Source organism: Bacillus inaquosorum KCTC 13429 (assembly GCF_000332645.1).
GTDB lineage: Bacteria > Bacillota > Bacilli > Bacillales > Bacillaceae > Bacillus > Bacillus inaquosorum.
In genome coordinates, this window is record NZ_AMXN01000003.1 from 111900 (window position 1) to 136690 (window position 24791).

The 24791-nt window shown below is 35.4% G+C and carries 21 protein-coding genes and 9 pseudogenes; 5 read left to right on the forward strand and 25 right to left on the reverse strand.

The features are described 5' to 3' along the window. The first annotated feature begins 165 nt into the window (after positions 1 to 165). Complete coding sequence (locus BSI_RS12345) at positions 166 to 801, forward strand: thermonuclease family protein (protein WP_003238258.1); 636 nt, start codon at positions 166 to 168, stop codon at positions 799 to 801. Positions 802 to 1252: 451 nt separating this feature from the next. Here the strand turns inward: BSI_RS12345 and BSI_RS12340 are convergent, their stop codons facing one another. From BSI_RS12340 to xylA, 3 genes are all read right to left on the reverse strand, one after another. Then, positions 1253 to 1951, reverse strand: coding sequence for a glycoside hydrolase family 11 protein (locus BSI_RS12340; protein ID WP_003238262.1), 699 nt, complete (start codon positions 1949 to 1951; stop codon positions 1253 to 1255). Positions 1952 to 2238: 287 nt separating this feature from the next. Then, on the reverse strand, positions 2239 to 3738 hold the full coding sequence (gene xylB, locus BSI_RS12335) for a xylulokinase (RefSeq protein WP_003238264.1): 1500 nt from the start codon (positions 3736 to 3738) through the stop codon (positions 2239 to 2241). A 148-nt stretch (positions 3739 to 3886) separates the two neighbouring features. Continuing rightward, entirely contained in the window at positions 3887 to 5224 is a 1338-nt protein-coding gene (xylA, locus tag BSI_RS12330) for a xylose isomerase (protein ID WP_003238266.1), read from the reverse strand. A gap of 263 nt (positions 5225 to 5487) precedes the next feature. Between xylA and xylR the strand changes: the two genes are divergently transcribed. Beyond that, complete coding sequence (gene xylR, locus BSI_RS12325) at positions 5488 to 6642, forward strand: transcriptional repressor XylR (RefSeq protein WP_032732009.1); 1155 nt, start codon at positions 5488 to 5490, stop codon at positions 6640 to 6642. 125 nt (positions 6643 to 6767) lie between these two features. Here xylR and xynB read toward each other — a convergent pair whose 3' ends face one another. After that, on the reverse strand, positions 6768 to 8369 hold the full coding sequence (gene xynB / locus BSI_RS12320) for a xylan 1,4-beta-xylosidase (RefSeq protein ID WP_032732011.1): 1602 nt from the start codon (positions 8367 to 8369) through the stop codon (positions 6768 to 6770). A gap of 42 nt (positions 8370 to 8411) precedes the next feature. After that, positions 8412 to 9803 (reverse strand): MFS transporter, encoded by a 1392-nt coding sequence (locus BSI_RS12315; RefSeq protein WP_003238272.1) that lies wholly within the window; start codon positions 9801 to 9803, stop codon positions 8412 to 8414. Positions 9804 to 10311: 508 nt separating this feature from the next. Here BSI_RS12315 and BSI_RS22100 point away from each other — a divergent pair. Continuing rightward, positions 10312 to 10680, forward strand: a pseudogene (locus tag BSI_RS22100) (thermonuclease family protein); the annotation flags it as partial. A 130-nt stretch (positions 10681 to 10810) separates the two neighbouring features. Here the strand turns inward: BSI_RS22100 and BSI_RS12310 are convergent. The 11 genes and pseudogenes from BSI_RS12310 to BSI_RS0121045 form a co-directional block, all read right to left on the reverse strand. Further along, positions 10811 to 11341 (reverse strand): GNAT family N-acetyltransferase, encoded by a 531-nt coding sequence (locus BSI_RS12310; protein ID WP_003238274.1) that lies wholly within the window; start codon positions 11339 to 11341, stop codon positions 10811 to 10813. Between the two features lie 728 nt (positions 11342 to 12069). Beyond that, a pseudogene (catA, locus tag BSI_RS0121020) lies at positions 12070 to 12720 on the reverse strand (type A chloramphenicol O-acetyltransferase). A gap of 210 nt (positions 12721 to 12930) precedes the next feature. Continuing rightward, positions 12931 to 13182, reverse strand: a pseudogene (locus tag BSI_RS12305) (Y-family DNA polymerase); the annotation flags it as partial. Then, positions 13175 to 13468, reverse strand: a pseudogene (locus BSI_RS22110) (YolD-like family protein). The pseudogenes BSI_RS12305 and BSI_RS22110, both read right to left, overlap by 8 nt. Positions 13469 to 13729: 261 nt before the next feature. Beyond that, positions 13730 to 14005 (reverse strand): DUF2651 family protein, encoded by a 276-nt coding sequence (locus BSI_RS0121025; protein ID WP_050556886.1) that lies wholly within the window; start codon positions 14003 to 14005, stop codon positions 13730 to 13732. Between the two features lie 198 nt (positions 14006 to 14203). Then, complete coding sequence (locus tag BSI_RS0121030; protein WP_032732014.1) at positions 14204 to 14533, reverse strand: HIT domain-containing protein; 330 nt, start codon at positions 14531 to 14533, stop codon at positions 14204 to 14206. 21 nt (positions 14534 to 14554) lie between these two features. Further along, complete coding sequence (locus BSI_RS0121035) at positions 14555 to 14929, reverse strand: hypothetical protein (RefSeq protein WP_032732016.1); 375 nt, start codon at positions 14927 to 14929, stop codon at positions 14555 to 14557. Positions 14930 to 15099: 170 nt separating this feature from the next. Further along, positions 15100 to 15987, reverse strand: a complete 888-nt coding sequence (locus tag BSI_RS12300) for a DUF5677 domain-containing protein (RefSeq protein ID WP_003238287.1) — start codon at positions 15985 to 15987, stop codon at positions 15100 to 15102. A 46-nt stretch (positions 15988 to 16033) separates the two neighbouring features. Next, positions 16034 to 16165: a hypothetical protein gene (locus BSI_RS12295; protein WP_003238290.1), complete on the reverse strand. Its 132-nt coding sequence runs from the start codon at positions 16163 to 16165 to the stop codon at positions 16034 to 16036. Between the two features lie 11 nt (positions 16166 to 16176). Then, positions 16177 to 16392: pseudogene (locus BSI_RS0121040) on the reverse strand (hypothetical protein). Between the two features lie 3 nt (positions 16393 to 16395). Further along, positions 16396 to 16642: pseudogene (locus tag BSI_RS0121045) on the reverse strand (hypothetical protein). A 70-nt stretch (positions 16643 to 16712) separates the two neighbouring features. Here BSI_RS0121045 and BSI_RS22115 point away from each other — a divergent pair. After that, positions 16713 to 16891, forward strand: a pseudogene (locus tag BSI_RS22115) (DUF8096 family protein). An 84-nt stretch (positions 16892 to 16975) separates the two neighbouring features. On the opposite strand, the gene BSI_RS0121050 reads toward BSI_RS22115, so the two are convergent. From BSI_RS0121050 to BSI_RS12275, 9 genes and pseudogenes are all read right to left on the reverse strand, one after another. Next, positions 16976 to 17368: a UPF0715 family protein gene (locus BSI_RS0121050; RefSeq protein ID WP_032732019.1), complete on the reverse strand. Its 393-nt coding sequence runs from the start codon at positions 17366 to 17368 to the stop codon at positions 16976 to 16978. A gap of 98 nt (positions 17369 to 17466) precedes the next feature. After that, on the reverse strand, positions 17467 to 17742 hold the full coding sequence (locus BSI_RS0121055) for a YnaG family membrane protein (RefSeq protein WP_032732022.1): 276 nt from the start codon (positions 17740 to 17742) through the stop codon (positions 17467 to 17469). Between the two features lie 45 nt (positions 17743 to 17787). Further along, positions 17788 to 18462: an HIRAN domain-containing protein gene (locus BSI_RS12290; protein WP_003238295.1), complete on the reverse strand. Its 675-nt coding sequence runs from the start codon at positions 18460 to 18462 to the stop codon at positions 17788 to 17790. A gap of 96 nt (positions 18463 to 18558) precedes the next feature. Further along, a pseudogene (locus BSI_RS0121060) lies at positions 18559 to 18787 on the reverse strand (helix-turn-helix domain-containing protein). A 366-nt stretch (positions 18788 to 19153) separates the two neighbouring features. Continuing rightward, a pseudogene (locus BSI_RS23050) lies at positions 19154 to 19236 on the reverse strand (hypothetical protein); the annotation flags it as partial. Then, positions 19232 to 19519: a UPF0715 family protein gene (locus tag BSI_RS23055; RefSeq protein WP_306377803.1), complete on the reverse strand. Its 288-nt coding sequence runs from the start codon at positions 19517 to 19519 to the stop codon at positions 19232 to 19234. The pseudogene BSI_RS23050 and the gene BSI_RS23055, both read right to left, overlap by 5 nt. A gap of 343 nt (positions 19520 to 19862) precedes the next feature. Next, the gene (locus BSI_RS12285; RefSeq protein WP_032732024.1) at positions 19863 to 21299 is read right to left on the reverse strand and encodes a DUF6179 domain-containing protein; all 1437 of its coding nucleotides are present in this window, start codon (positions 21297 to 21299) and stop codon (positions 19863 to 19865) included. Position 21300: 1 nt separating this feature from the next. Then, positions 21301 to 21768, reverse strand: coding sequence for a DUF6323 family protein (locus tag BSI_RS12280; RefSeq protein WP_032732025.1), 468 nt, complete (start codon positions 21766 to 21768; stop codon positions 21301 to 21303). Positions 21769 to 22627: 859 nt separating this feature from the next. Then, complete coding sequence (locus BSI_RS12275; protein ID WP_003238306.1) at positions 22628 to 23629, reverse strand: patatin-like phospholipase family protein; 1002 nt, start codon at positions 23627 to 23629, stop codon at positions 22628 to 22630. A gap of 465 nt (positions 23630 to 24094) precedes the next feature. On the opposite strand from BSI_RS12275, the gene BSI_RS12270 reads away from it, so the two are divergent. Continuing rightward, positions 24095 to 24706 carry a class I SAM-dependent methyltransferase gene (locus BSI_RS12270; protein ID WP_003238309.1) on the forward strand — a complete coding sequence of 204 codons (612 nt, stop codon included), beginning with the start codon at positions 24095 to 24097 and terminating at the stop codon, positions 24704 to 24706. The last annotated feature ends 85 nt before the right edge of the window (positions 24707 to 24791 follow it).

A 24791-nucleotide genomic window follows, 5' to 3' on the forward strand; every position in this document is an offset into this window, starting at 1 on the left:
TTTATTGGCAAGTTCATATTTTACCGTTTGTAAATTCATTGTATGAAGCTCCCATGAAGTTATGGGTATATCCATTCACAAAAAATGTCCATATCGTTATAATGATGAAGTTAACCGATTAAAAGAAGAGCATACAAGAACTTACATGCTAAAGAGGGAATCAAAATGAAGAAAGTTTTAATGAGTATTATCACATTGGTTTTAAGCATGAATTTGGCAGCCTGTGGATCAAATCACGCAGAAAAAAGCCATTCAAAAACGAATGAAAAAGAACAGGTCTCTCAAGGTACTTCATCTAATGATGATAAACAGCAAGAACAAAAGGCTGGCACATCATATTCAAAAAAACATAAGAAATTAGCGGATGTTACATTAGATAGAGCAGTGGATGGAGATACGATTAAGGTTATTTACAATGGAAAGAAAGACACAGTTCGCTACTTGCTCGTTGATACACCTGAGACGAAGAAACCGAATTCTTGTGTTCAGCCGTACGGTGAAGATGCGTCAAAACGAAATAAAGAATTGGTCAACAGCGGTGAGCTGCAGCTGGAGTTCGATAAAGGCGATCGAAGAGATAAGTATGGAAGACTGTTAGCTTACGTTTATGTTGACGGCAAATCTGTTCAAGAGACATTATTGAAAGAAGGGTTGGCCAGAGTAGCATATGTATATGAGCCAAACACCAAATACATAGACCAATTCAGACTAGATGAGCAAGAGGCAAAATCAGAAAAACGTTCAATCTGGAGCAGAAATGGATATGTGACTAATAGAGGATTTAATGGCTGTGTGAAATAGAAAAACCCTGCGGTTGAATAAGCAACAACAAAGCAGAATGCAACTTTTAAAGAATTGAGTGAAACTTCTAATACAAATGAAAATAAAACCTCTTATGCTGCAGCGTCAACTGGAGGAACAGAAGCGTTTGCAAATTGAATTAGAAAAAAAAGCTCTGGCTTGTCTAGTTTCCATTCTGCTTACCAAGCTAAAACAGACAGAGATCATGACAACTATGCCTGTTAAATTTTCTGCTGTGTAAGTAATGCCAGAGGATATGTATATTCCTAATAGTTAGAGTTAATCCTGCTTTTTAAACATGAATCTTGTTGACTAACGTAAAAACAGCTATTTAGATAATAAAAAAGCACCCTTCACGTTAAGGTGAGGGGATATTTTTGTATGAAACATACTTTCGGTTTTATCGTAAATCAAGAATTCGGACTGAAACACGAATCAAAACTTAAAAGGATTAATTTCTTTTCCCTCCAATAGTCAGTACATTAGTCGTTACATTAGCACTGCCATTACTTTGATATCCCTCTACCGTAAGCGCGGTTTCATACATCTTACCCATTGGCATTCCTAAGCTTTCCCACTTCTTGAAGTGTTCGCTGACAGATACAGTTCCGCTCGTTCGTTTTGTCTGGCGGACACTCCAATACTGTTTAAAGGTTGCGATACCTATAATAGAAGGCTGGTTAATTCGAATCGTTTCATAAATGTCATATGTGCCTCCATCAACAGTAAAACTACCCTTCGGCGTTCCGGTCGGTCTATAGGTGCCCCAATTATCGACGATATAATATTCAACGAGCGGGTCCTTCGTCCATCCATACACACACAGATAGGAATTTCCGCCTGGATTGAAGGTTGCGTTATAATGAATTGATATGTTTCCAAGTTGTGAGTGAGTCTTGGTAGAGTCGAATTTCTTGCCTTTTCGAAATAACGCATTCCCGATGTTATTCCACTGGGCACTAAACGCGCCGCCGCTATTGAGCGTCATACTGGTGTTCCCGTGATCCTTCCACAGTTCATAGTCATAGCCATCGTGGGAGCCGGTTTGATTTGAGGTGATTGTAGTTGCCGCCTGTGCGGACCATGCAGGTAATGTCAGCGCTAGACTAAATAAAACTGCTAACAAAAACCTCATTCTTTTTTGTTTCATTTGGTATGCCTCCAGTTTGATTAGATTGTATTTAGGTACCGTAATGTTTTGTTTACTCACCACCTTTCACAAGGCAGTTATATTATTGTTCCTGCTAACCTACTAAAAAGTTTCGTTTATCATGTAATAGCTTTATGTTTTTGATGGGAAATAGAATGGAGCAACTGATTTTTTGATGCCGCTTTTAATTTGGTTACCAGATATATAAACCCAATGATGCATCTGTAGTGAGTCATCAAAGGGCTTTGATGATGATTAGCCGTTAATTGTTCTTACGTCATTTATCATTAGTTTTTTCGAAAGCTCTTTAAAGCTGTATTTAGATCCTTTGTGTGAGTGTAAATTTTTTTATACAAATCGAATAGTGTTTTGTATTTTTGAACATTTTGTTCATTTGGATAAAATGCAGCAGCCTCACGAATGAACTTCTCTGCACATTCTTCAAGGGATTCAAACCACCCACTTCCAAAGGCAGCTAGCATCGCAGCCCCCAAGGCTGGACCTTGTTCATTTTCTAACTTGATCACCCTCGCATTGAAAATATCAGCTTGTATTTGCAGCCACGTTTCATTTTTAGCTCCCCCGCCAATAGAAACAACAGTATGAACTGATTTCCCTACTTCGCGGAATAACTCAATTGATTCATGTAAAGAGAATGTGATCCCTTCCATTATCGCCCTCAAAAAGTGCTCTCTTTTGTGGGCTCCATCCATTCCGATCAAGCTTCCCCGAATAGAAGAATCAGCATGCGGCGTTCTTTCACCAACCAAATAAGGAGTGAATAGCAGTCCATTTGATCCTATCGGAATAGATTCTATCCCCTGCAATAATTGCTCAAACGATTCGTTTGGTGCAAACGTTCTTTTAAACCAGTCTAAGCTGTATCCTGCAGCGAGCGTGACTCCCATCGTATAAAAAGAATCCTCTTTTCCATGATTAAAAAAGTGCACTTTCCCTTTAAAGTCTCTTTCTTTGCCTTCTTCGTAGGAAAGTATGACCCCGGACGTCCCAATACTGCATAATGTTTTTCCAGAAGAAAGAATACCGGCCCCAATAGCACCGCAAGCATTATCTGCTCCCCCGGCGTACACTTTTGTTTTTTCTAACAACCCGGTCTTCGCCGCAACGTTCGGAAGCAGCGATCCTACACAATCATGAGATTCAATCAGCGGAGGACAAATATCTGCAGAAATACCAAATTGATTGCAAATCTCATCGCTCCACTCCTTGCGGGTCATATGTAAAAGTAAAGTGCCTGCTGCATCGGAGTATTCGGTGTGAATGACACCAGTCATACGGAATCTCACATAGTCTTTCGGAAGCAAAAAAACAGCAATTTTTTTAAAAAGTTCAGGTTCATGTTCCTTCACCCATAACATTTTAGGTAATGTAAACCCTTCTAGAACACGGTTTTTTGTGATGTCAAGCAGATGATCGCCAAATGTCTCGGTCATCCTGATACATTGAAGCGTCGTTCTGGTATCATTCCAAAGGATTGCATGGCGTAACACCTGCCGATCTTTGTCAAGCAGTACTAATCCATGCATTTGTCCCGAATAGCTTATCCCGTCAATATCCTTGGCTTGAACATTGGATTTAGAAACCAATTCAGCCAATGCATTAATTGTTTGCTGCACCCAGTCTTCAGGATTTTGCTCACTATATCCCGCCTTCTCTTGAATGAGCGGATAACTTTTGGACGTTTCTGCACAAACCTTGCCGTTTTGATTGACTAAAATGGTTTTAACAGCACTTGTTCCAATATCTATTCCAATGACATACTTCATTTTTTCACTCCTTAACCTTTAAAAAACCATTCACTCTAAATAAATCCAATTGTAGAAATTACCCGTCATAACAATAAGCAAAAGTAAAGGCATCATGACGGGTAGATCGTTGACTTGGTATCTATTGCAGGATCTGGAGCTTATCCTGTTATACTTCTAAAATGTATTGGTTCAATATCGCTTTTAATCGCTCCTGTCTTCCAGACTCGTTTTTCATTGATTTATTGTTGAGCGCATATTGCTCAAGCATCTTGAAATTGGCTCTTCCTTCTGCAATTTCGAGACCAATCCCTTCAGTAAAGCTGCGATAACGATGTTTAATCACATCTTCAAACACACGATCTTCGACCAATTTGTGGGCGACTTTCAATCCTCTTGCAAATGCATCCATCCCTGCAATATGGGAATATATTAGATCATCAGGCTCAAAAGAAGATCTTCTGACCTTCGCGTCAAAGTTTAATCCGCCGCTTCCAAGGCCGCCATTTTGCAGGATTTCGTACATTGCTAATGTCGCAGAATATAAATCTGTCGGAAATTCATCGGTGTCCCAGCCTAAAAGAGGATCACCCTGGTTCGCGTCAACAGAGCCAAGAAGTCCATGTACTCTTGCCATGCGTAATTCATGTTCGAATGTATGCCCGGCTAATGTGGCATGATTGGCTTCGAGATTTAATTTAAAATGATGATCTAAGCCATATTGCTTCAAAAAGGCAATGGTTGTTGCGGCATCTGTATCATATTGATGCGTGGTCGGCTCTTTTGGTTTTGGTTCTATCAAAAACTGTCCTGTATACCCGATTTCTTTCGCATAATCCACTGCCATATGCATGAATCTGGCCAAATTATCAAGTTCAAATTTCAAATCGGTATTTAACAATGTTTCGTACCCTTCACGGCCGCCCCAAAATACATAATTCTCGGCGCCAAGCTCTTTTGCTGTTTCTAATCCTTTTTTCACTTGTGCTGCAGCATACGCAAACACATCTGCATTGCAAGAAGTCGCGGCACCATGGACGAAACGGGGATTCGTAAACATGTTTGCAGTATTCCATAATAGCTTAACATTGCTAGTTCTCATGTAATCTTTCATCAGGCTCACGATAATATCTAAATTTTGGTTTGTCTCTTTTAGCGTACTACCTTCTGGTGCAATATCCCGGTCATGAAAAGCAAAAAATGGTGCATCCAGTTTTTCAAACATCTCAAATGCTGCTTCTACTCTCGCTTTCGCTAAATCCATGCCTTTATACTGATCCCAAGGTCTTTGCATCGTAGCTGCTCCAAAAACGTCTGTGCCATCAGCGGTAAATGTATGCCAATAAGCAATAGAAAATCGCAGATGCTCTTTCATTGTTTTTCCGCCGATTACTTCTTGAGAATTATAATATTTAAATGCTAAAGGATTAGTGGAATTTTTCCCTTCGTAAACCACTTTGTTTACGCTTCCAAAAAAGTTAACTGAACTAGAATGAGAGTGAGCCATGTTATGTCCCCCTTAAAAATAAATTCAAAACATGATAATTCAAATTCAGGCACATTTATAAGTAAGTTGCATATTAGTTTGTTGCCCGAACAAACTAACTTATTTTCATCTTATATAACCCCATCAGTATTTTCAATATTTTTTTTAGTTTTTTATGAACACATTCGATATAATAAAGGTAAGATTCGCTATGTAGTATGTGTCAAATTGAACACACAAAAATTTCAACTTAATTTAAAGGTTATACAAATGGAGTGGATGAAGTGGATATCGCAGATCAAACCTTTGTCAAAAAAGTAAATCAAAAGTTATTATTAAAAGAAATACTTAAGAACTCACCCATTTCAAGAGCAAAATTATCTGAAAAGACTGGATTAAATAAATCAACTGTTTCATCACAGGTAAACACATTAATGAAAGAAAATCTTGTATTTGAAATAGGTCAGGGACAATCAAGTGGCGGAAGAAGACCTGTCATGCTTGTTTTTAATAAAAAGGCGGGATACTCTGTGGGAATAGATGTAGGTGTGGATTATATTAATGGCATTTTAACAGACCTTGAAGGGTCAATTGTGCTTGATCAACACCACCATTTGGAATGCAATTCTCCAGAAATAACGAAAGACATTTTAATTGACATGATTCATCACTTTATTACGCATATACCAGAATCTCCGTACGGTCTTATTGGTATAGGGATATGCGTGCCTGGGCTAATTGATGAAAATCAAAAAATTGTTTTCACTCCGAACTCCAACTGGAGAAATATTGACTTAAAACCTTTCATACAAGAGAAGTTCAATGTGCCTGTTTTTATTGAAAATGAGGCAAATGCCGGCGCATATGGAGAAAAAGTATTCGGTGCTGCAAAAAATCACGATAACATTATTTATGCAAGTATCAATACAGGGATAGGGATCGGTATTATTATCAACAATCATTTATATAGAGGGGTAAGCGGATTCTCTGGAGAAATGGGACATATGACAATAGACTTTAATGGCCCTAAATGCAGTTGCGGAAACCGAGGCTGCTGGGAATTGTATGCTTCAGAGAAGGCTTTATTAACATCTCTTCAGACGAAAGAGAAAAAAGTATCCACTCAAGATATCATAGAACTCGCCCATCTGAATGATATTGGAACTTTAAATGCGTTACAGAATTTTGGATTCTATTTAGGAATAGGCCTTACCAATATTCTAAATACATTCAATCCACAAGCCATTATTTTAAGAAACAGCATAATTGAATCGCATCCTATGGTTTTAAATTCAATTAAAAGTGAAGTGTCAGCCAGGGTTTATTCACAATTAGGCAGCAGCTATGAATTATTACCATCTTTCTTAGGAAAAAACGCACCAGCGTTAGGGATGTCCTCCATTGTCATTGACCATTTTCTGGAGATGGCTACAATGTAATTTATAATTAAAAATGCACAAATCTTTATGTTTTACGCTCATCTTTAATGCTGAATAGGAGTATAGGGCGTCTTCTACTATGAAAAAGGAGTTCTAAAATAGAAGTCTCCTTTTTCATATGCACATTATTTTTCTTTATAACGAAAATATCTAAAGTCGGCCGGAATATGATTACCGCTGGTATCTTGGCATTGCATCCCTACAAAGGCTCCTGTGAAGAATCCTCCTCCACGGATGTAATCATCTGATAATTTTTTCGTTTCTAATGAAATGTCAATTTTTCGCCAATCTTCTTTGTGAAAAGAATAGAAATAAGTATAGTTTTCTCTTTCAATATTTACTTTTAAATATACATACTTAACCTCCCGAGGAATAACAATTTTATTTTTTAATGGCTGTGAAAAAGAAAAGTTATCACATATTGTTAATTCAAGAATACGGCCAAGTTCTTCATCATGTGTGATTTGAAGAGCCGTCCAGTTCTCTGTATTATAATAGTTCACCAATCCAGCGGCTTGTTGAAAATTTTCCGGATAAAATGCAACAGCGGTTTCCGCTTCAAAATGGAGACTTTGCCAACGTCTGGCTACAAATGCCTGAGTAAATGTCGAGGTTAATGATTCATGGCCGTATAATCGTAAATGATTTGGCACTTGAGTCAATGAACCTAATTCATTTGTAAACGGAATCCTTAAAGTTTGAAAGTTAATATTTAATTTTGAGCCCTCGAATTCATCAACTTCCGGGTACGTTGCTTCAAACGCTGTTTCGGGTATAGAAGGCGCTTCTACATCCAAGCTCCCTTCTTTTCCGCCTGCTACATAAGGCCATTCATCTTTCCAATAAAGTTTTTGAATAGCTGTTTCTCTCCCCAAAGGACAATATCCTCTCTGCTGAAAAATTGAATCATCGTCCGGATGAATAGGACGTCCCGTTAAATGAGCTAAATACCACTCACCTGTATGTGTTTGAACAATGGATGCATGCCCGCATTTTTGCAGCGGATTTTCTGGATCATGCCATGACGTTAAGATTGGATTATCGGGATGAACTTCATATGGACCCTCAATATTTGCAGAACGGGCAATTGTAGCAGCGTGTTCGAACCGTGTTCCTCCTTCTGCGGTTAATAAATAATAATAGTTCCCGATATGATAAAGGTGCGGAGCTTCAGTCAGCTTTCTATCCGTTCCTTTAAATATAACTTTCGGTTTACCAATTAATTTTTGCTCCTTATCAGAATATTCCTGTATGACAATTCCTCCGAATGAGTGCCGATCAACACGGTTATCCCATAACATATTTAATAAATATTTTTTTCCATCTGTATCATGGAATAAAGAGGCATCAAACCCCGAGCTATTTAATGTAATCGGCTCCCCCCAGTCGCCATGAATCGTCTCACAAGTCACTAAATAATTGTGACAATCTTTCCACGCCCCGTCTACTACCTTAACATCCGTATAGACCAGCCAAAACTTTCCGTCGCTATAACTTAAACATGGCGCCCAAACCCCGCCTGAATTAGGGTTTCCTTTCATGTCTAATTGTGAAACTCTCTGTAATGGATGTGCAACTAAGTGCCAATTTACTAAATCCTTTGAATGGTGTATCTGGACTCCTGGAAACCACTCAAATGTAGATACAGCGATATAATAGTCCTCTCCTACCCTGCAAATACTTGGATCGGGATTGAATCCTTTAAGCACTGGATTGATAATCTTCAATTGGAACTCCCCCTCAGCTATTTTCTTTTGACTCATCATTTTTCAAGCCTTGAAATCATCAATATGATCCAAATAAACTTTGTCTCTATTCTCTAATTCTCGAACCATGTTTTTATATTTTTTCTCATCTAAGTTATAGAAATTAATATCGATCATGGCTATAACAAGCAGAATCGCGGGAATAACGGTTGCTGTAATTAAAATTCCCGTTAATGCCTCGGGAGTTTGTGCCTGATTTGCCATATATCCAAATTTATCCATAACCAGCCCTGGTACAATCCCTCCCAAGGCCATGCCAAACTTAAAGAAAAATCCAATAACAGCGTATATGAGCCCGCCCATTCTTTTTCCAGTCCTATATTCTCCATATTCTATTGTTTCAGGGATGAGCGCCCACATATATCCCCCGGCAGTGAGACTTCCAGCAGCAGCAATTAATCGAAAGAAGAGAATGAGGTATATATGACTTGAAGGAACAAACAGCAAAGCTAAGAGGCCGATAATATTCAGTAATAACGCATAGTTAAGTAATTTCTTCTTCCCCAATAATTGATGAAGCCTTGGAATAAACGGTAAAATAACCAGAGCAGGCAAACTTCCTATCAATCCGTACCACTTCACTAAATCCTCTCTTCCTAAGTTATACGTCACGTAATAGATGCCAACCGAATTGCTGATTGAATTCACACCAAAAATAATAATAAAGAAAATGCTCAATACAACAAGCGGACGATTAACACGAAACTGCTCAAATATATCCGATAATTTAATTTTCTCTTCAGACTTTTGAAGAGCGACACGCTCTTTTGTACTTTTAAAACAAAAGATTAACAGGCATCCGCCTATTATTCCCAAAATACCCATGGTTAGCTGCCAGCCAAGAGATTCATTGCCGGAAGTATCGCTTAAATAAGCAGCCAGTAAAGGAACAAAAAATGCAACGACAAGTCCCCCAAGATTCGCAAATAACATACGAACAGATGTTATACTAACCACTTCTTGATTATTTCTAGTCATGGCAGAAGTTAACGCGCCATACGGAACGTTTATCGCTGTGTATGTAAGCGACAAGCCAACATAGGTCATATAGGCATATATTAATTTCCCCATATCCGAAAAATCTGGGGTTGTAAAACAAAGTATTGCCAGTACTGCAAATGGAAACGCTCCGAATAAAAGATACGGTCTAAAGCGTCCAAATCTGCTATTCGTTCTGTCTACTATTGTTCCAATAAAAGGATCGGCGAGAGCGTCAATTATTCTAACCACTAAGAACATCGTACCGGCTGTTGACGCCGATAAACCAAATACATCTGTATAGAAGAACAAAAGATAAGTAGACACCGTTGCATAAATTAAATTACACGCAAAATCTCCAGACGCATATCCAACTTTTTCAACCATGCTAATCTTCTTTACATTTTCACTGAGCATGATTTCTCCCCTTTTCGATCCTTTAATAAGGAACAGTATGAAATGGTATAATAATTTCTCGAAATTATGGGCAGTAAACGTTTTATAAAGCGCTTTCAAAAGAGCAAAAAAAAATTATAGTGATCTACTTTCCCAGAGCATTTTCATCATCTAAATGGTGATCAGCAAGCAGGAAATTCATATTTTTCTATACCCGGCAAAGGATAAAAACCTCATTCTTTCGTTCTTTATATTGTTTAGCTCCATTAAATTGATCCTCTTATCCCCCTTCCATCCATATATAGCAAAGACCATATCTTATGGACAATTAAAGTTCGGCTCATTAGTTTGTTGATCAAACAAACTAACTTGAGTTAATATTATAAAATACTGTCGGCTTTTTCAACGTTTTTTTCAGAAAATTTAACCTGATCTGAGATAAATATTGGTTTTATCTTCTTTTTGTATATTCAGTTTTCAACTATTTAAGAAATGTCGCGTATCAATTAATGACGCTGGGTCCTTTTTTGATACAGTTCGCTACTTACTGTAAACACTCAAAAAGCTAAAAAACAGATCTCCTATGTAACCATGTGACGAAAATGCATCTAAACGAAATAAAGAATTGGTTAAAAGCGGTAAGCTTCAATTAGAGTTTGATACAGGTGATTGCAGAGATCAGTATGGAAGGCTGTTAGCTTAGGTTTATGTTGATGGCAAGTCTGTTCATGAAACACTTTGAAAGACGGATTGGCCAGAGTAGCTTATATGTCTGCAACTTTAAAAATTGAGTAATACTTCTACCGCAGCGTTAACTGGAAAAACAGAAACGTTTACAAATTGCTTTGAGTGAAACCCGAATGGAGTACCTAGTTCCCACCCTGCTTACCAACCTTAAATGGACAGAGATCATGACAACTTTGCCTGTGAAAGATAATTGAAAGCTTGCGGCTTTCTTTTATTCTTTAAACCAAAAAGACGCTCAGTAAGATTTTCGGGGATAGCCTCTTTAAACAACCATCTAGATTTTACACTGAAAAAGCTTTTGAATAATGAACGACACCTTTTACATTTTCGAGAGATTCCTTTGATAACTCTAAAGCCATAAATACTTCGTCAGGCACCTCAAATGGGGCTTTGATATTCCATAAACTAGCTGGCTTAAAACCAAACTTTGGATAATAATCTTTATGCCCTAAAACAATGACTGAACGATAACCAAGCTCTTTTGCTTTTTTTAAAGCAACATGAATTAATTGACTCCCGATTCCTTTTCTCTGATACTCAGGTGCAACAGAAACCGGAGCAAGCGCTAAGGAATCAACAGCATTATCACCATCCACGATCTTTATTTTAGATAAAAGAATATGCCCGACGATCTCTTTTCCATTTAAAGCAACTAATGAAAGCTCAGGAATAAATGCATCTGATTTTCTAATCTTATTAACAAGGAAGTGCTCTTTCTTGTCGCTATATTTTTCATTTAAAAAAGCTCTTTTAACAATGTCTTCAGTCGTATTATATTCATGAGTGAGTTCTTGTCTAATGAAAAATTCCATTTTTTAGTCTCCTATTCTTTTTGTTAGTTTACTTTATTCTATAATAGGCACTTCCCTAATGAATAGTTATATCACATTATTTGACCTCTGGATTACCCCTGTCAAATCTCATAATAAACTCTTCCGATCAACCCAGCTGAAGTTTATTATCACATGAAACAAACCCATTTATCAATGCACTATGCTGAAGCAGCTAAACATTTATAAAGACCAAAAAACTCACTCCGTTCGCCGCATACAATGTGCATTTGTTGCAGTTCCGCATCTTCAAAGAGCCTTAAACGATTCGAAGTCCATAAACAAGCAGAAACTAATTGGTGCATCATTATATAATTTAGAGAACTGTTATTATAGTATGAAAGAGTATGACAAAGATGGTACGAAAAAGATAAAAGCGACCTTCTCCCTCACACGTTATTTACATTGACACAGATTTACTTCAAGATGAAGGATATTAACAAAGCCTTGATTCTTTACAAAAAAGGAATCGAAAAAGCTAGAGCCTTTAATGATGATGTTTTGATTGCTGAGTTTAATTATTTAAAAGCTTTATATATCGACTCTATAGATAAACGCACAGTTTTCCAAACTTTTTCCTGCACTTAAAGATAATGTTATGTATCCAGATTTAGATGAATTAAAAAAGCTTGTCGATGGAGCCACTTTTTGTGACTTTGTCAACAAGCTGAAAGAGGCCTATATCAGGCCTCTTTTTTTATCACACGATTTCATTGCACAAGCCATTCCCTGCATGAATCAGTCAGTTTTTGCAATTCATTGATAAAAACACCTGCATGGTAACCATCACATACTGCATGATGACATTGCAGTGCTACAGGCAAGTATGTCTCTTTTCCATCTGAAAAGAATTTCCCGTTTGTTATGATAGGGAGCAAATGGTCGCTGTTCGCCAGGTTCAGATGAAAGCTCGTAAAGTCAACCCATGGAATTGAGGAAACGGAAAACGTGTTGGCAGGAATATTCTCTTTTGCCTATAATCCTTTTTTGTCTCCAAACCTCTCGATGTCCCTCACATAGTTTTGATAAAACCGTGGAAAATCATGTGAATATTCCGACCATAAGGCGGAAAAGGTCTGATCCTCCTGATGAAAAATCGTATAGCACGGATTCATCTGTTCCCAACATCCCAACTGCCCGTCATGAAATGCCGTTCTGAATTCAGGGTGGGCGTTCACTATTCTCGACACCATATAAATAAAAGCAGGATAGAACTTGACTTTCTTGTCTCGCAGTTTGTTCAGCAGCCCGGTCACATTGATGTTAGCCGTTATGCTGTATGAACATTTCCCCGCTTTCATGTAATGTTCAAAATAAGGTTTTCTATGCCATTGCTCAAGTTCAATTCTTTGAAAATTCATGTTTAGCCTCCTAAAATAATGGAATTTTTATTTTAGGAGGGATGATCCACTGATTTCACCAACATCCACACCTCATGTCATCTTTCTTCCATTACAATAACATGTAACAGCTTTTCGGAGCAAACGCAGGAAAACTCCTTTGTCATCTCGCTCAACAGACCCGTTAAGGTCTGCTTATTTCTTGCAAATTCTGATGAAAAGCTTCATTTACGGATTTACAATGTGTATTCTTGGATCTTCAAGTATCTCAAATAGTCTCGACCCTGTTTTGATTCCAAAATCTTTTTTATGCGCAGGAGATGCAGCTAATACCTCACTTTCCTGTCTCTCCGTATTCCCTACAACAGCAAGATAACTTGTTAAGGGATTAAGCCCCATTGTTACAGCCGAAACAGAAGCATAAAAGGATTTCATATCGACACAAAGTATATTCTTACGTTGAAATTGTGAGTAATCAATCATTGTATGTAACTCCTATGATGTCATTCATGTTGATATATACTGTATTGTCGTTCTGATCTTAAACGTGAAGCTTTTGTTGCTCAAAGTTAATGTAACGTACTCTGCCGGCGACATTTTCAACGAACCCGTTGTTAAAAAGCTTTAATACCAGTTCTTTATTAAATTCAAGTGCTTAAGAAACAAGAATATCCATCTCTTCAATTTGTTGAGCGTCTAAGGATGGCTTTTCAATTTTTGATACATCAAGTAAGTCTTGTTTAAGCTGTGTTAAGTGTTCTGGTAGCATCATTGATGTCCATTTGATTGTCCTTCGATCTCTAAGTAATTTGACTCACTCCTTTATCGCTCTAATATCAACAGAACAAACATTCCTTGTTCAATATAAACAAGAACAAAAGTTCGATGTAAATGTTGGTAATAAATAACCCCCTTTATAAAAGGGGGGTTATTAGGAGCAAATAAAGTTGCCATATTACTTAGGGTTTCATTGATAAGAAATGTACGACAAAAATGCTGTCAAAGTGATTGCAATGCTTCGCTTCTGCTATCACCCTCTAATTAAAGTTCCAATGGATTTAGTTAGAATTCCAGATATAAAACATACAACTGTCATGATAGTCACCCAGATTAAAAAAGTCGGCTCTAACCCTATTTCAATTAGCATAAAAACTAAAGAGAGTACAAATATAATCAAAGTTGTTACCCATACTCTTTTGAAAATAAAGTATCCTATTATCCCTAAGATAAATGATACAGCCGGCAGTACAAGTAGTATTAAAAATACAGGACCACCCAAATGAGATATCCTCCTAATCTTATTCATTATGCAATAATACAAACCGTGCAATTTCCCATTCTTTTTTCGCTTTTAATGGTGTTGTATTAATCTTTTCCCCTGATTTTAAATCGTATGAGGTTATTTCCCCTAAGACATTCTCTTTTTGCATGTCAAACCCTTTAATAAGAAAAAAATTAATTGAGCATTAAGGTCATTTACAATTTTCACTTTAAAAGGATTCTTTTATCTTAATGGATCTCCCGAAGCTATATGCCAATGCAGGTGCTTTGAATCCTGATAATCTCCTAAGTTTGTAAGTACCCTACAAGAACCGTTTTCTTTTGTTACCATAGTTGCAACCTTTTTTATCACACCAAACAACTCAAGTAATAGCTCGTTATCCTCTTCTTCCAAAGTTATTAAAGAAGAGATATGCTTTTTAGGAATTGCAACAATATGGACTGGCCAAAAAGGTCTTGTGTGATGATACGCCAATACATTCTCAGTTTCTAGGACTTTATTTACTTTTGTTTTACCGCTTAATACTTCATCGCAATAAAAGTCTTCAGTCATTATTAATCCCCCTTACAATGTTTAGATTTGATCATCATAGCTAATATACAAATTAACCCAATGCTCTTCTCTAGGATTTGGTTCTTTGTTGGTTCTATACCATCCGTTAAAGTGGACAACCAAATGAATCATTATTCTCTCTGCTTTTCCTTTAGAATCCATGCCTAATTGGGTAAAGCCACTTTTGCTTCTTAGCGGATCTCCATCCCCTTGCTTATCAAACTGTATAAGAGCTATGTAGTGTCTCCTAAGTCTGCGCCAAAAGGTTATAGAGCCACCAAAGTGATCTCGATAGTGATTAACATTAAGTTTTGGTTTATAGCCCTTTGACTTTAAATATTCGGCAATTTCTTCAGCGCCAAATTCTTGACCTATTTGACCTCTTTCTTTAAGCACATTCTAAACCAAATGATTATTTTATTACTACTATACCACAATTTTCCACCCCTTTGCTCAATAACCTATACCAGTTCCCTTTAACTAATTTGCTCAATAAGCATTGAATTAAAGATAAAAAAATAATCCTCATCTCCTTAAGATGAGGGATCAATTATATACCTATAAGCTTATTTCAAAACTCCAATTTCATACTCCGCTTTTATCTGCATTTGACTAGTTCTGGCCACGACTTTATGTGCTTCTTGTGGATACCAAAGATTAAATTGCTCAAGGCTAATTAATTGATACACCCTATTTATTATAAAAAAAGCCATGTTACAGTAAAAAGGCATTTCTTCAAAATTCCTTACTGAAAGCCCTCCTTTTCCATCGGAAACCTTGATGTTCCTTAATGTAGCCCCAGCATGAATAAAATCAGAAGCAGTTTTATAAAGCATGATATACAATGTTTCAATCTCTAACTTCCTAGATAACTCTCTTAAATTTTTACAGTTTGTATATAATGAATACCATTGCTTCGGTTTTTTCTCGATCCAATCCTGATTAACCTCTTTGACTTCATCTTTTTCAAGAAATTGATATAAATATTTTGTCTTATCATTATCTAATGAATTTTCATCAAGATTAAAATGTGGCAATTCTTTTCTTAATACTTTGAATGTTTCTTTCCCTGAATTCGTAGAGGCATTGAACATATTTCGATATTTAATCTCTTGTTGAATATAATGAACATAATATGCAATAATTCCTTTTTTTCTCGGTTCCGTATAAGCATGTTCAAAATAAACTGCAGCTTCAAATAATGACCTACATAGCGGAATAACTCCTTCAGTAGCCCCCTTTTTGCTCATAATAGATATGCTATCGATCATATTTAGTATATGTGTAAAGATAGTAAATAAGGGAGTGCTCAGCTCATCTTCTTTAAATTCCTCAAATAACTTTTTATACATCTCTTCTCCAAAATTCACATACGAATCAAATGTTCTTCCTATGGAGTTAAACTCTTTTTGAATATCCTTATCTAATTTCCTATTTATTAAGCTTTTTTTCAAAAATAGATTCCTCCTGATTAAATTTTATCTCTTTGAATTATTGAGCTTAAAGCCGCTTCCATTCAACATACTCAAACCGCTTTTGATACAAGTCTTCAAGTACTGCAGCCCATTCAAGCCATTCTTCAGCAACAATGCTTTTCTTTTCCCCGTCCTCAATCCACTCTATCCAATACACATGTAACACCCCTAACGTTTTACGACTTGAATTTCCACTTACCTCACATTGGACATTACACTTTGTTTTAAGCTCACTTGCTACCTCAATAACTTCATACATTGTTTGCAATTTAGAAGCGCCGTAAGGTCATCAGATGTCAAGTAACCGCTCTCATCTAACTTAAATAATTTGAAGTATTTCTTGTTTTCAAACTGCAAAACATAAAAATAATCAAGCAAAGGCATAAATCAACCTCTTTTAAATAATTTTATAATCTTTATTGCTAATGGCAGCAGACCAATTAACATGAAAAAGGCAATCACATTAAGCTTATTTTTACAGATTGGCCAAATCTCTTTCCATTCCAGCTGATGTTTGTTGATCCATGATCTCTTTAAACTCTTCATCATAGTCCTGATCAACAAAAATAAACTTAATACCGGTCAATAACCCAACTCCATGCCAGATAAAGAAAAAATAAGCTAATCCAATCATTGTTTCCCTCCCTATATCGAACGAAATTTGGTATTCTTGAGTATGCTGAATAAATTATGCGGGTGATCTTGTGGAAGAGAAATACGAAACAAACGGATACGATACTTCAATAGTTTATGATTACAAAGAGTATCCAGATGTGAAATACGGTCGCTGCGACAATTGCGATCACACTTTGTTCAAAGCTCTGTGAAGAGTGGAATATTCTTGTGTGAATGCCGGCGTTGCGGTATGAAAAAGAGCATTTAATTTAATGCTCTTTTTGTTTGCTAAATTTGTTTAAAACATTTCTTTTATCTTGGCCCCTTTGCCTCTCCCAATAAAAGGTGACCATTAATTCCGCAGAAATATAGAGTCCCAAAACCAATAAATGAGAGCTGCAACAATGCTAAATATGTAATACTCAAAGCTTCTTAGCACAGCAAGAGCATTTGTTGGATTATTCACAACGAAAAACGATAACGCAGCTAAAAAAGCTACTGCTGTGTAAATAGTAAGATTAATTAAATTAAACTTTTTTCCCCTTCTTCTCAGCCACACTTGCAAAGGGACTGCAAACACCAAGTAAGTGATTAAAGCGTAAAATGCAATGATGCCAATAGTTATTAATGCGATTGCCATAAAACCGGAGTAAACGAACATATACAAGCCAAAGATTAAACCATATGACAAACTTGAAAATGCCAATGTATAAGCGTAACTGTCTAACGGTTTATATAACCCCAAATTGGTACCTCCGCTATTCTTCCGTTTCTATAAAAGAGTTGTTTCATTCAGTTATGCAATTGTTAAGATCTACATCGATTTTGACGTCATTATAAATTTTAAACTCCAAATAACAAAGTCCCACCTATAAGCCAGAAAAAAGGAAATAGAAACATAATTGCATTTAAGACTATTCCATATACAGCACACCGTTTATTTGCCTTTATTGAAACAAACGTCAAAACTATTCCTACAGGGGAAAGTAATAATGGAAAAAACACCGGCATACCTTGCCATGGAATTGAAATAACTGCTGTAAAAAAATTAATAATTAAGATAGCTGAGATAATTGGAATAGTGATTGAAAAAATAGCTGCAGCTTTTTTAACATTCATATTGAAGGCAAGTCTCCGTTCTCTTTAAAATCGTAGTTTTATTCTCTATTTCTCTGTTTTGATCACGAGTTGACACTCGATTTTATAATCTGTTTCACCCATTTTAATACTTGTATCATCACGGTTAATTTTATATTTTCCTCCATACAAACTTGCTGTGGCTGGGTACCTTATGTCACTCTTTAACAGATCGTAAATGTATTTCTTCCCTTCCTTAAAATTCTTTCGAGGCACATGTCCAACTTTAAAATTATTCACGTAGACAGCAATTGCTTCAGGATCATACTCGTTGTCTTCCTCTAAACGCAAATCACAATTCGAGAATATAGCATTATGATGTATAAATATTGGTTCATCGAAGGTAGATTCTAGAATCTCTTTATTAGTCATTCCATCATATTTTTCATCAAAAAAAATACTATCAGCTTCAAGTTTTATAGCCTTTTTAATATCACTTTGGTAATGAGAAGTCCCTGCAACTTTAAAATTTATATATTCAAAGAATGCATTTTTTTCTTCAAACTTCCTTGAAAAACTCGTCTCTTGAACCAAAATTGGATATTCTTTTTTTGGCAGCTCTTTTTTGCTTACCTTAATCTCATTTTGGTTGTTATCACTATAAGCATTATTAACTTGACTTTTAATGTTTTCAGAAATAGTGTTAATCTCATTTTGTTGGTTTTTGATATTTTTTCTTTTGAAAAATCCAAAGATGCCCAAACCTATTCCTCCCAAAGTTTCAATAAAAGTACGATTTTATGTAGGCCTAGAAAATTTGCAATTCCTTCCTATGCTTGCAACTTTAGTATACCATTTTCACTTTGTTTGATCGATATGATTATGACCTTTTTGGAATATCAGCAATTCCTGCAGCTCGATGTTTAGGTATGTACATACCTTATCCAACAGCTCTCTTGGATAACGCTCCATTTCATCATTATATAGCTTTCTGACAGTTGGATACTCATGATCAATATCTCTTGGATAGCTTTCGGATACTGATCTTCCTTTCGTCTAATATGGGCTTTAAATTTGATTTAATCAGGGTTCTTACTTCAAGGTTATTTTCGATAACTTAAAATGATCAATGGCCAAGGCTTTTATTTTCCTTGACCCTGTTGGAACATTAGAAAGAAAAGTCATCTGGCTCTCATGGTCAAATCTATAAGGTGATAATACGAAATGGGTATATAGGAGTTCTTTTCTCCCTTAAGATAGGTATTATGAGTACTTAAGTTACAAAGCCGGCATTATGGATTATCACCGAAGCGTATTAAAGGCAGAAGGATATTGTTTCCGTTCTTATATAAAGGTCTGCACACAAAAAAACTGTACTCATTTGAAGCGAGTACAGTTTTTTCTTTTTATTTCCGTTTTAAATTAATGTCGATCGCCGCGCCGTTTCTGCTTGCTTTCCGTGCTCATTTTTCACTTTACCATTTGGATAGTATGAAGCTCTTTCAGCTTGCCATTTTTATCCGCAACCATTTTAGTTGCTGTTTTTGCCTTTTTGCAGAAAAACTGAGTCCCAGACCCAAAAGATTGAGGCAAATGAGACACTAAATAAGTAAATTTCATATCCCATTAGAAAGTCTAAGGTGGTCTTTGGGTCAGTAGTTACAACAAAGATTAACCATACTAAGAAGGAAAAGAATATGTATATGAGTAAATATTTCAGACTAAACTTCTTTGGATTGCGATTTACGAGATATTGAACAGGTGTAGCAAAGATTAAATAATAGATAAAGAGAATAGCACTTATTAAGAAGTATGGAATGTAGCATCATAATCAATGCCAAAAACATAAACAACAGCAGCTGATAACGCAGACAAGACATGAACAAATAATATCCTTAAAACTTGCATGCTTATACCCCCTTTCATAACGTATGCTTCTTCAACATTGTCTAGATCCCTCCTTAAAATCACCTTAAAATACATGTTTTAATTAGGCCTTGTACCTTGCTATATTACTAGTGAGATCATATCTAATTAAAACTGCTGTTTTATTCAGACTCCTTCTCATAGCTGTTTTTGTTATTAACTGTTGACATAACCCCATTATTTTCTTTATTTTTTAGGCTTTCCCTTTTTAAAAGAACTTATAATTACGTCTTTACTCAATAAAACGATATCTCCTCATAGTCAATATCATCGATCAGGTGTCCAACAGTTGCAATGCGCTCATCTTCCAATTGCTTGATAAACTTTATATAATATGTTTCCCACTCGCTCTTTGCTTCAGTGCAGTCAGCAATGATGTCAAAGAAATTCCGAATTCCCCCTCTTAATTCTTCATAAAATACAATTTTTGCAAAAATAGCTAATTCGAAATTCTCAAACGTAGCAAAAAGTGCGTTATATTCGTCGTCAAACAGACATCCCGAATTTAGCAAATCCAGATAATCATGAAGTGAAACAAAATGATCACGAATCAGTGATATTTTTTCTACTATGCTTTCACTTTCCATGATGCAATCCACCAATTTTCGAATTTCAATATCACTCATACGATCATTTTCATTTAACATTAACGCCATTGGTTTTTCGTTCTCTTCAATTTCCCTGATGATCAACATTTTGAAGTTATCAATTTCCGCAGCGTTATTTACCCTTTGAATAAATTCTTCACGATACAAATTGATATAACTGGTAAGCGTTTGATCCGTTTGTAAATCCCTCTGTAATTGATCAAATGCTTCGTTAATCAAATTTGCCCTTTTATCTCCATGGCAATCACTTAACAACCTACTCAACCTGTCATATTGAACTTCAGAAATTCTGACTTGATTGGCGCCACTCCCGGATATCAGTGAAAAAACAGCATTGTTTATCATTAACTCAAAAATATTAAAAAGTTCAATGCGATAATTAAAGCGACATATTCTCCCGAAATTTGTCAAGACATACATTAAATCCTGATGGTTAAAAAAGTGACAGAATCTCGTTTCTATCAGCAGTCGTTCTAAATACTGTTTAATATAAAAAACACCTTGAAGTTGCATATTGTCAGTGGCTAATGGGTAGTCAATGCTCGCCATGGTGTTTTGAGCTTCAAAAATAATATTATAATTGTTCATAAATATAGGTAGCGATTCGTCAATGGTTAAATTATAAGCATCAACAGGAACATCTAATTTCATTTTTTTCACGTCTTGATACAATTGTTTAGCTTCTTCAAAATAATAATGAAGTAATTCGACACCTTTAGTATATATTTTTTTCACACTATCAGAATGTAAATGTACTAGAACCTCTTCAGGTTTCTCAAAATGAAGAGCATAAGCATCCATTGCATACAAGAGGGAAATCATAATCCCTTCCGCCGTTTCCGTTGTCACTGACGTACTTTCCCCTTGGGTATGCTGATCTATCAATCGTTGCAGAATTTGCATCATCTCTACCTGTATCTGGTAAGCTTTCTCACTGGTAATAGCTCCAACATTTTGGCCTTCTTTTAGAAGTGACAACATATATTGACTTTGCTTTAACTTTGATTTATCAATAGTAAAATTTGAGACCCAATTATAACGATTTAAAGTGTTATCTAAGTCCATGTTATTCATCACCTTTATCTAAAGACTCACTTCTCATCTTGTCCCTTCTGAAACTTTCTGCAAATTCCTCCATTTTACTTCTTAATAACTCTAAAGATCCGGCAGATGGCCCGTTAAAACACTCCATCATCTGATGAATCAGTTTCATGTCCCCAATCTTATCTTCTGTTTCATTTCTAAGATAATAAAAAATCTCCTGAAGCTCGTTTAACGTTTCAACATAATTATCCTCATCTGTATAGGGGGAGGCAGCAAACACCTCAATTAATTCCTTTAATACTTCAATCCCCAGTTCTATACGTCCATGATCATGAAGCACTTTATTTCTAAAAACTATTAACGTTTTTATATCGTTGGGCGTTAAAATCAGGCCATGCTCTTTTGTTTTTTCATTTAATTCAAGTAGTTCCACTATTGGTTTAGATTGGGGAGATAATTGAATGGAATTAAAAATACGAGATAAGTTCATAACTTCTCTTCCTTTCAAAAGCAGCTTTTTTTAAAAAAAACATTGACTTTTTTTATATTTTATGTTATGATAAAATTATGTGTTTTTTTATTTTGTAAACAATAATTTATTCCATTTACTTAAATATGTCAATAGTTGTTGTTTCTAAAGTATTGTTTCTTTCCCTCTTAAAGGCTACAAGATCCATTGCTTTTTAATTCCTCAAAAACAATTTTAATTCCCCTCAAGAGTTTTCCGTCTTTTGAAAAAAAAATTACGTTTTACCTCCAAAATTTTTATCTCTTTATACTCCATTCTGATTCAAATTTCTGTTTTATTGAGATTCCTCATTAAAAAAAGCGCTCTGCTTTCTGCTTTGGACGCTTCCCTTCTAATATAAACCTCATTCCAGGTTATTTTGACTTAATAACTCTTTCTACTAGTTACTGAATCTTTCTTATAAGCTTCTAACTGCTCAAACATTAGAGCTGTATGTCCCCAATATAATTTCCATATTAACTAAAGAGATTATCTTGTAACATTATTCCTCGGGTTTGTATATGTGGGTGACAGTTTAAAAATTCTTTTTTGAAATCAAGATAAAATGATATTTTTAATTGAAATGAATTTAAAAAAGCCCACAAATTAATGTGAACTTTAATAATATTAATGCTGGTGGTGTTATCTTTTGCATTTCAGTTCCATATGACCGCCCATCTGTTTTTCCCACACTTGAACTGATCTTAATATGAAGAAAGTAGCAATGGGTGTTGGTAAAGTAACTGGGCTATCTTTAACTAGCCCAGCCTTTTCTTCGTTAATTTAAACTCCATTGCATTTTTTTGAAATCTTAAAGTTTAGCTAGAAAAGTAACTGTCCCTCATCTCCAAAAAACATCTTTTTTATATTTTTCTAAGTATCGGATCGTCCCCTCTCTTCCTGACTGTATTAATTCATTTTGTTTTTCTTTCGTAATTTCAAAATCAATGGTCGATACGTCTAATGTATCGATATACACAGTTCTTTCACTGTCATTACTCGATAAATGAACATTATTTTGTGTTTCCATTAGAGTTGCGACAATGCTCCAAGTGAAATCAAACAACGATTCAATTTTATGCTCTTTTTTAGGTAAAGCTTGTCCTGAATAAATACTTATATTGCTTTTGGGATCTAATCTAAATCCTAAAGTCTCCAAATTAAATATGTAATCGTTGTGACGAAAATTTTCTGATTCATTAAACTGAGTGTATAATGGGATTTCACTTGAAAACTGTTCAACGTACTTTTGGCGATCAAATAGCCTAACAGGATAATTAGACAATAGACCTCCATCAACATAAAAACAGTTATTCATTTTCACAGCTGCAAAAAGTAACGGAATTGACATTGAAATTCTGACGGCATCTTTTATTTTCATTTCTTTACATTCTGGATGTTGAGGAGAGAAAGTTTCGACTCTATATGTTGACAAATTTGTTCCCTGAAAGAACATTTCTTTTAAAGAATATTCTTTAATTTCACCAAAAGTGATATCTTTATCAAAACCCTTTTCTTCGATACGCTCTTCAATCCATTTTAATATCTTATTCCCCTTGCACCACCCATGCCCATCTGAAACTATTCTGAAGTAGTCCCTAAAAATCCCTTTGTCTGAATCCATAAATGATTTTAGGTCTACTTCTTTAAGTTTTTGTTCAATCTCACAAGAAGAGTAGCCCAAACCAACTAACAAGGCAACTATTGCTCCAGCTGAAGTACCTCCGACTCTTCTTATGCTTTTTAAAATTTTATGTTCTTCTAAAATTTCAAGAGCACCAACATATGCTATACCTTTAACACCGCCTCCTTCGAAAACAAGGTTTCTAAAAGGATACTCCATAACAAAAGACCTCCATATGAGAAATTTTATATAAATATCCTTTCCATTTGATTTTCCTTATATGTCTTATTTATCGATGTCATCTTCACTCATATATAATCAACCCATTCAATAAAAGCATTAATAATGGGTAGTCTGTTTCCTGAGTCCGCCCATCCTGCAAAACCAATAAAACCATCTGGATTAAAGCTAATTGCTTCTCTTTGAGTAAAATAGTGACTGTTTATGTAAAGATAGCAACTTTTTAGAGTCCCATTTGTTTTGTGTTTGCTTTTCTCTGTTTAACATTTATTCAGTAGCATAACTAGATTTTCCCTATTTCTTTTTTGTTCAGCTTGATTGTGAAGAATGTTTCTAAACTAAAGGGCAGTTATGTTGAATTGTGATATACAAAATCGTATCCTAGATAAGAACATGTTTTGTAGTGTTCAGACTTATTTATTAAGGACGATTGGAGAGATAATAATGGGTAATACTGACAAGTTTGAAATGATTGCTAATACATATGACACTTCTGAAAGAATCCAAATTGCAAAGGTATCATCAGATGCCATCCGTAATTATTTAGTTGATGCTAAAAGTAAGAATGCTATTGATTTTGGATGTGGAACTGGACTTGTCGGAATGAACTTGTTAAATGAGTTTAAATCTATGCTATTTCTTGATACGTCACAAAACATGATTAATCAAATAAAGCAGAAAATAACTGAATTTAATTTTCATAATGTAGATACATTATGCTTTGATATAGAAAAGGAAAGTTTGTCGGGTTTTCATGCCGACTATATTTTTATGTCTCAGGTTCTACTCCATATTCATGATGTAGGATTAGTTTTATCAAGATTATTTGATGTTCTTAATGAAGGAGGGCATTTACTAATCGTAGATTTTAATAAAAATGAAAAAATAGTTTCAGATCTCGTTCATAACGGATTTAAACCAGAAGAGCTAACCGACATAATGACTAAAATAGGGTATAGAGATATTCAATTTAAAACTTTTTATACAGGAAGTAAGATATTCATGGGACACGATGCGTCTATGTTTATTCTTGATTCAAAAAAGACTCATCAGTAAAAGGATGTCTTTAAAATTGCAGCTGCAAACAAAGAGAACCGTATAGAATGGTTGTACTCTAAATAAAACCTGATGAGTGTCTATC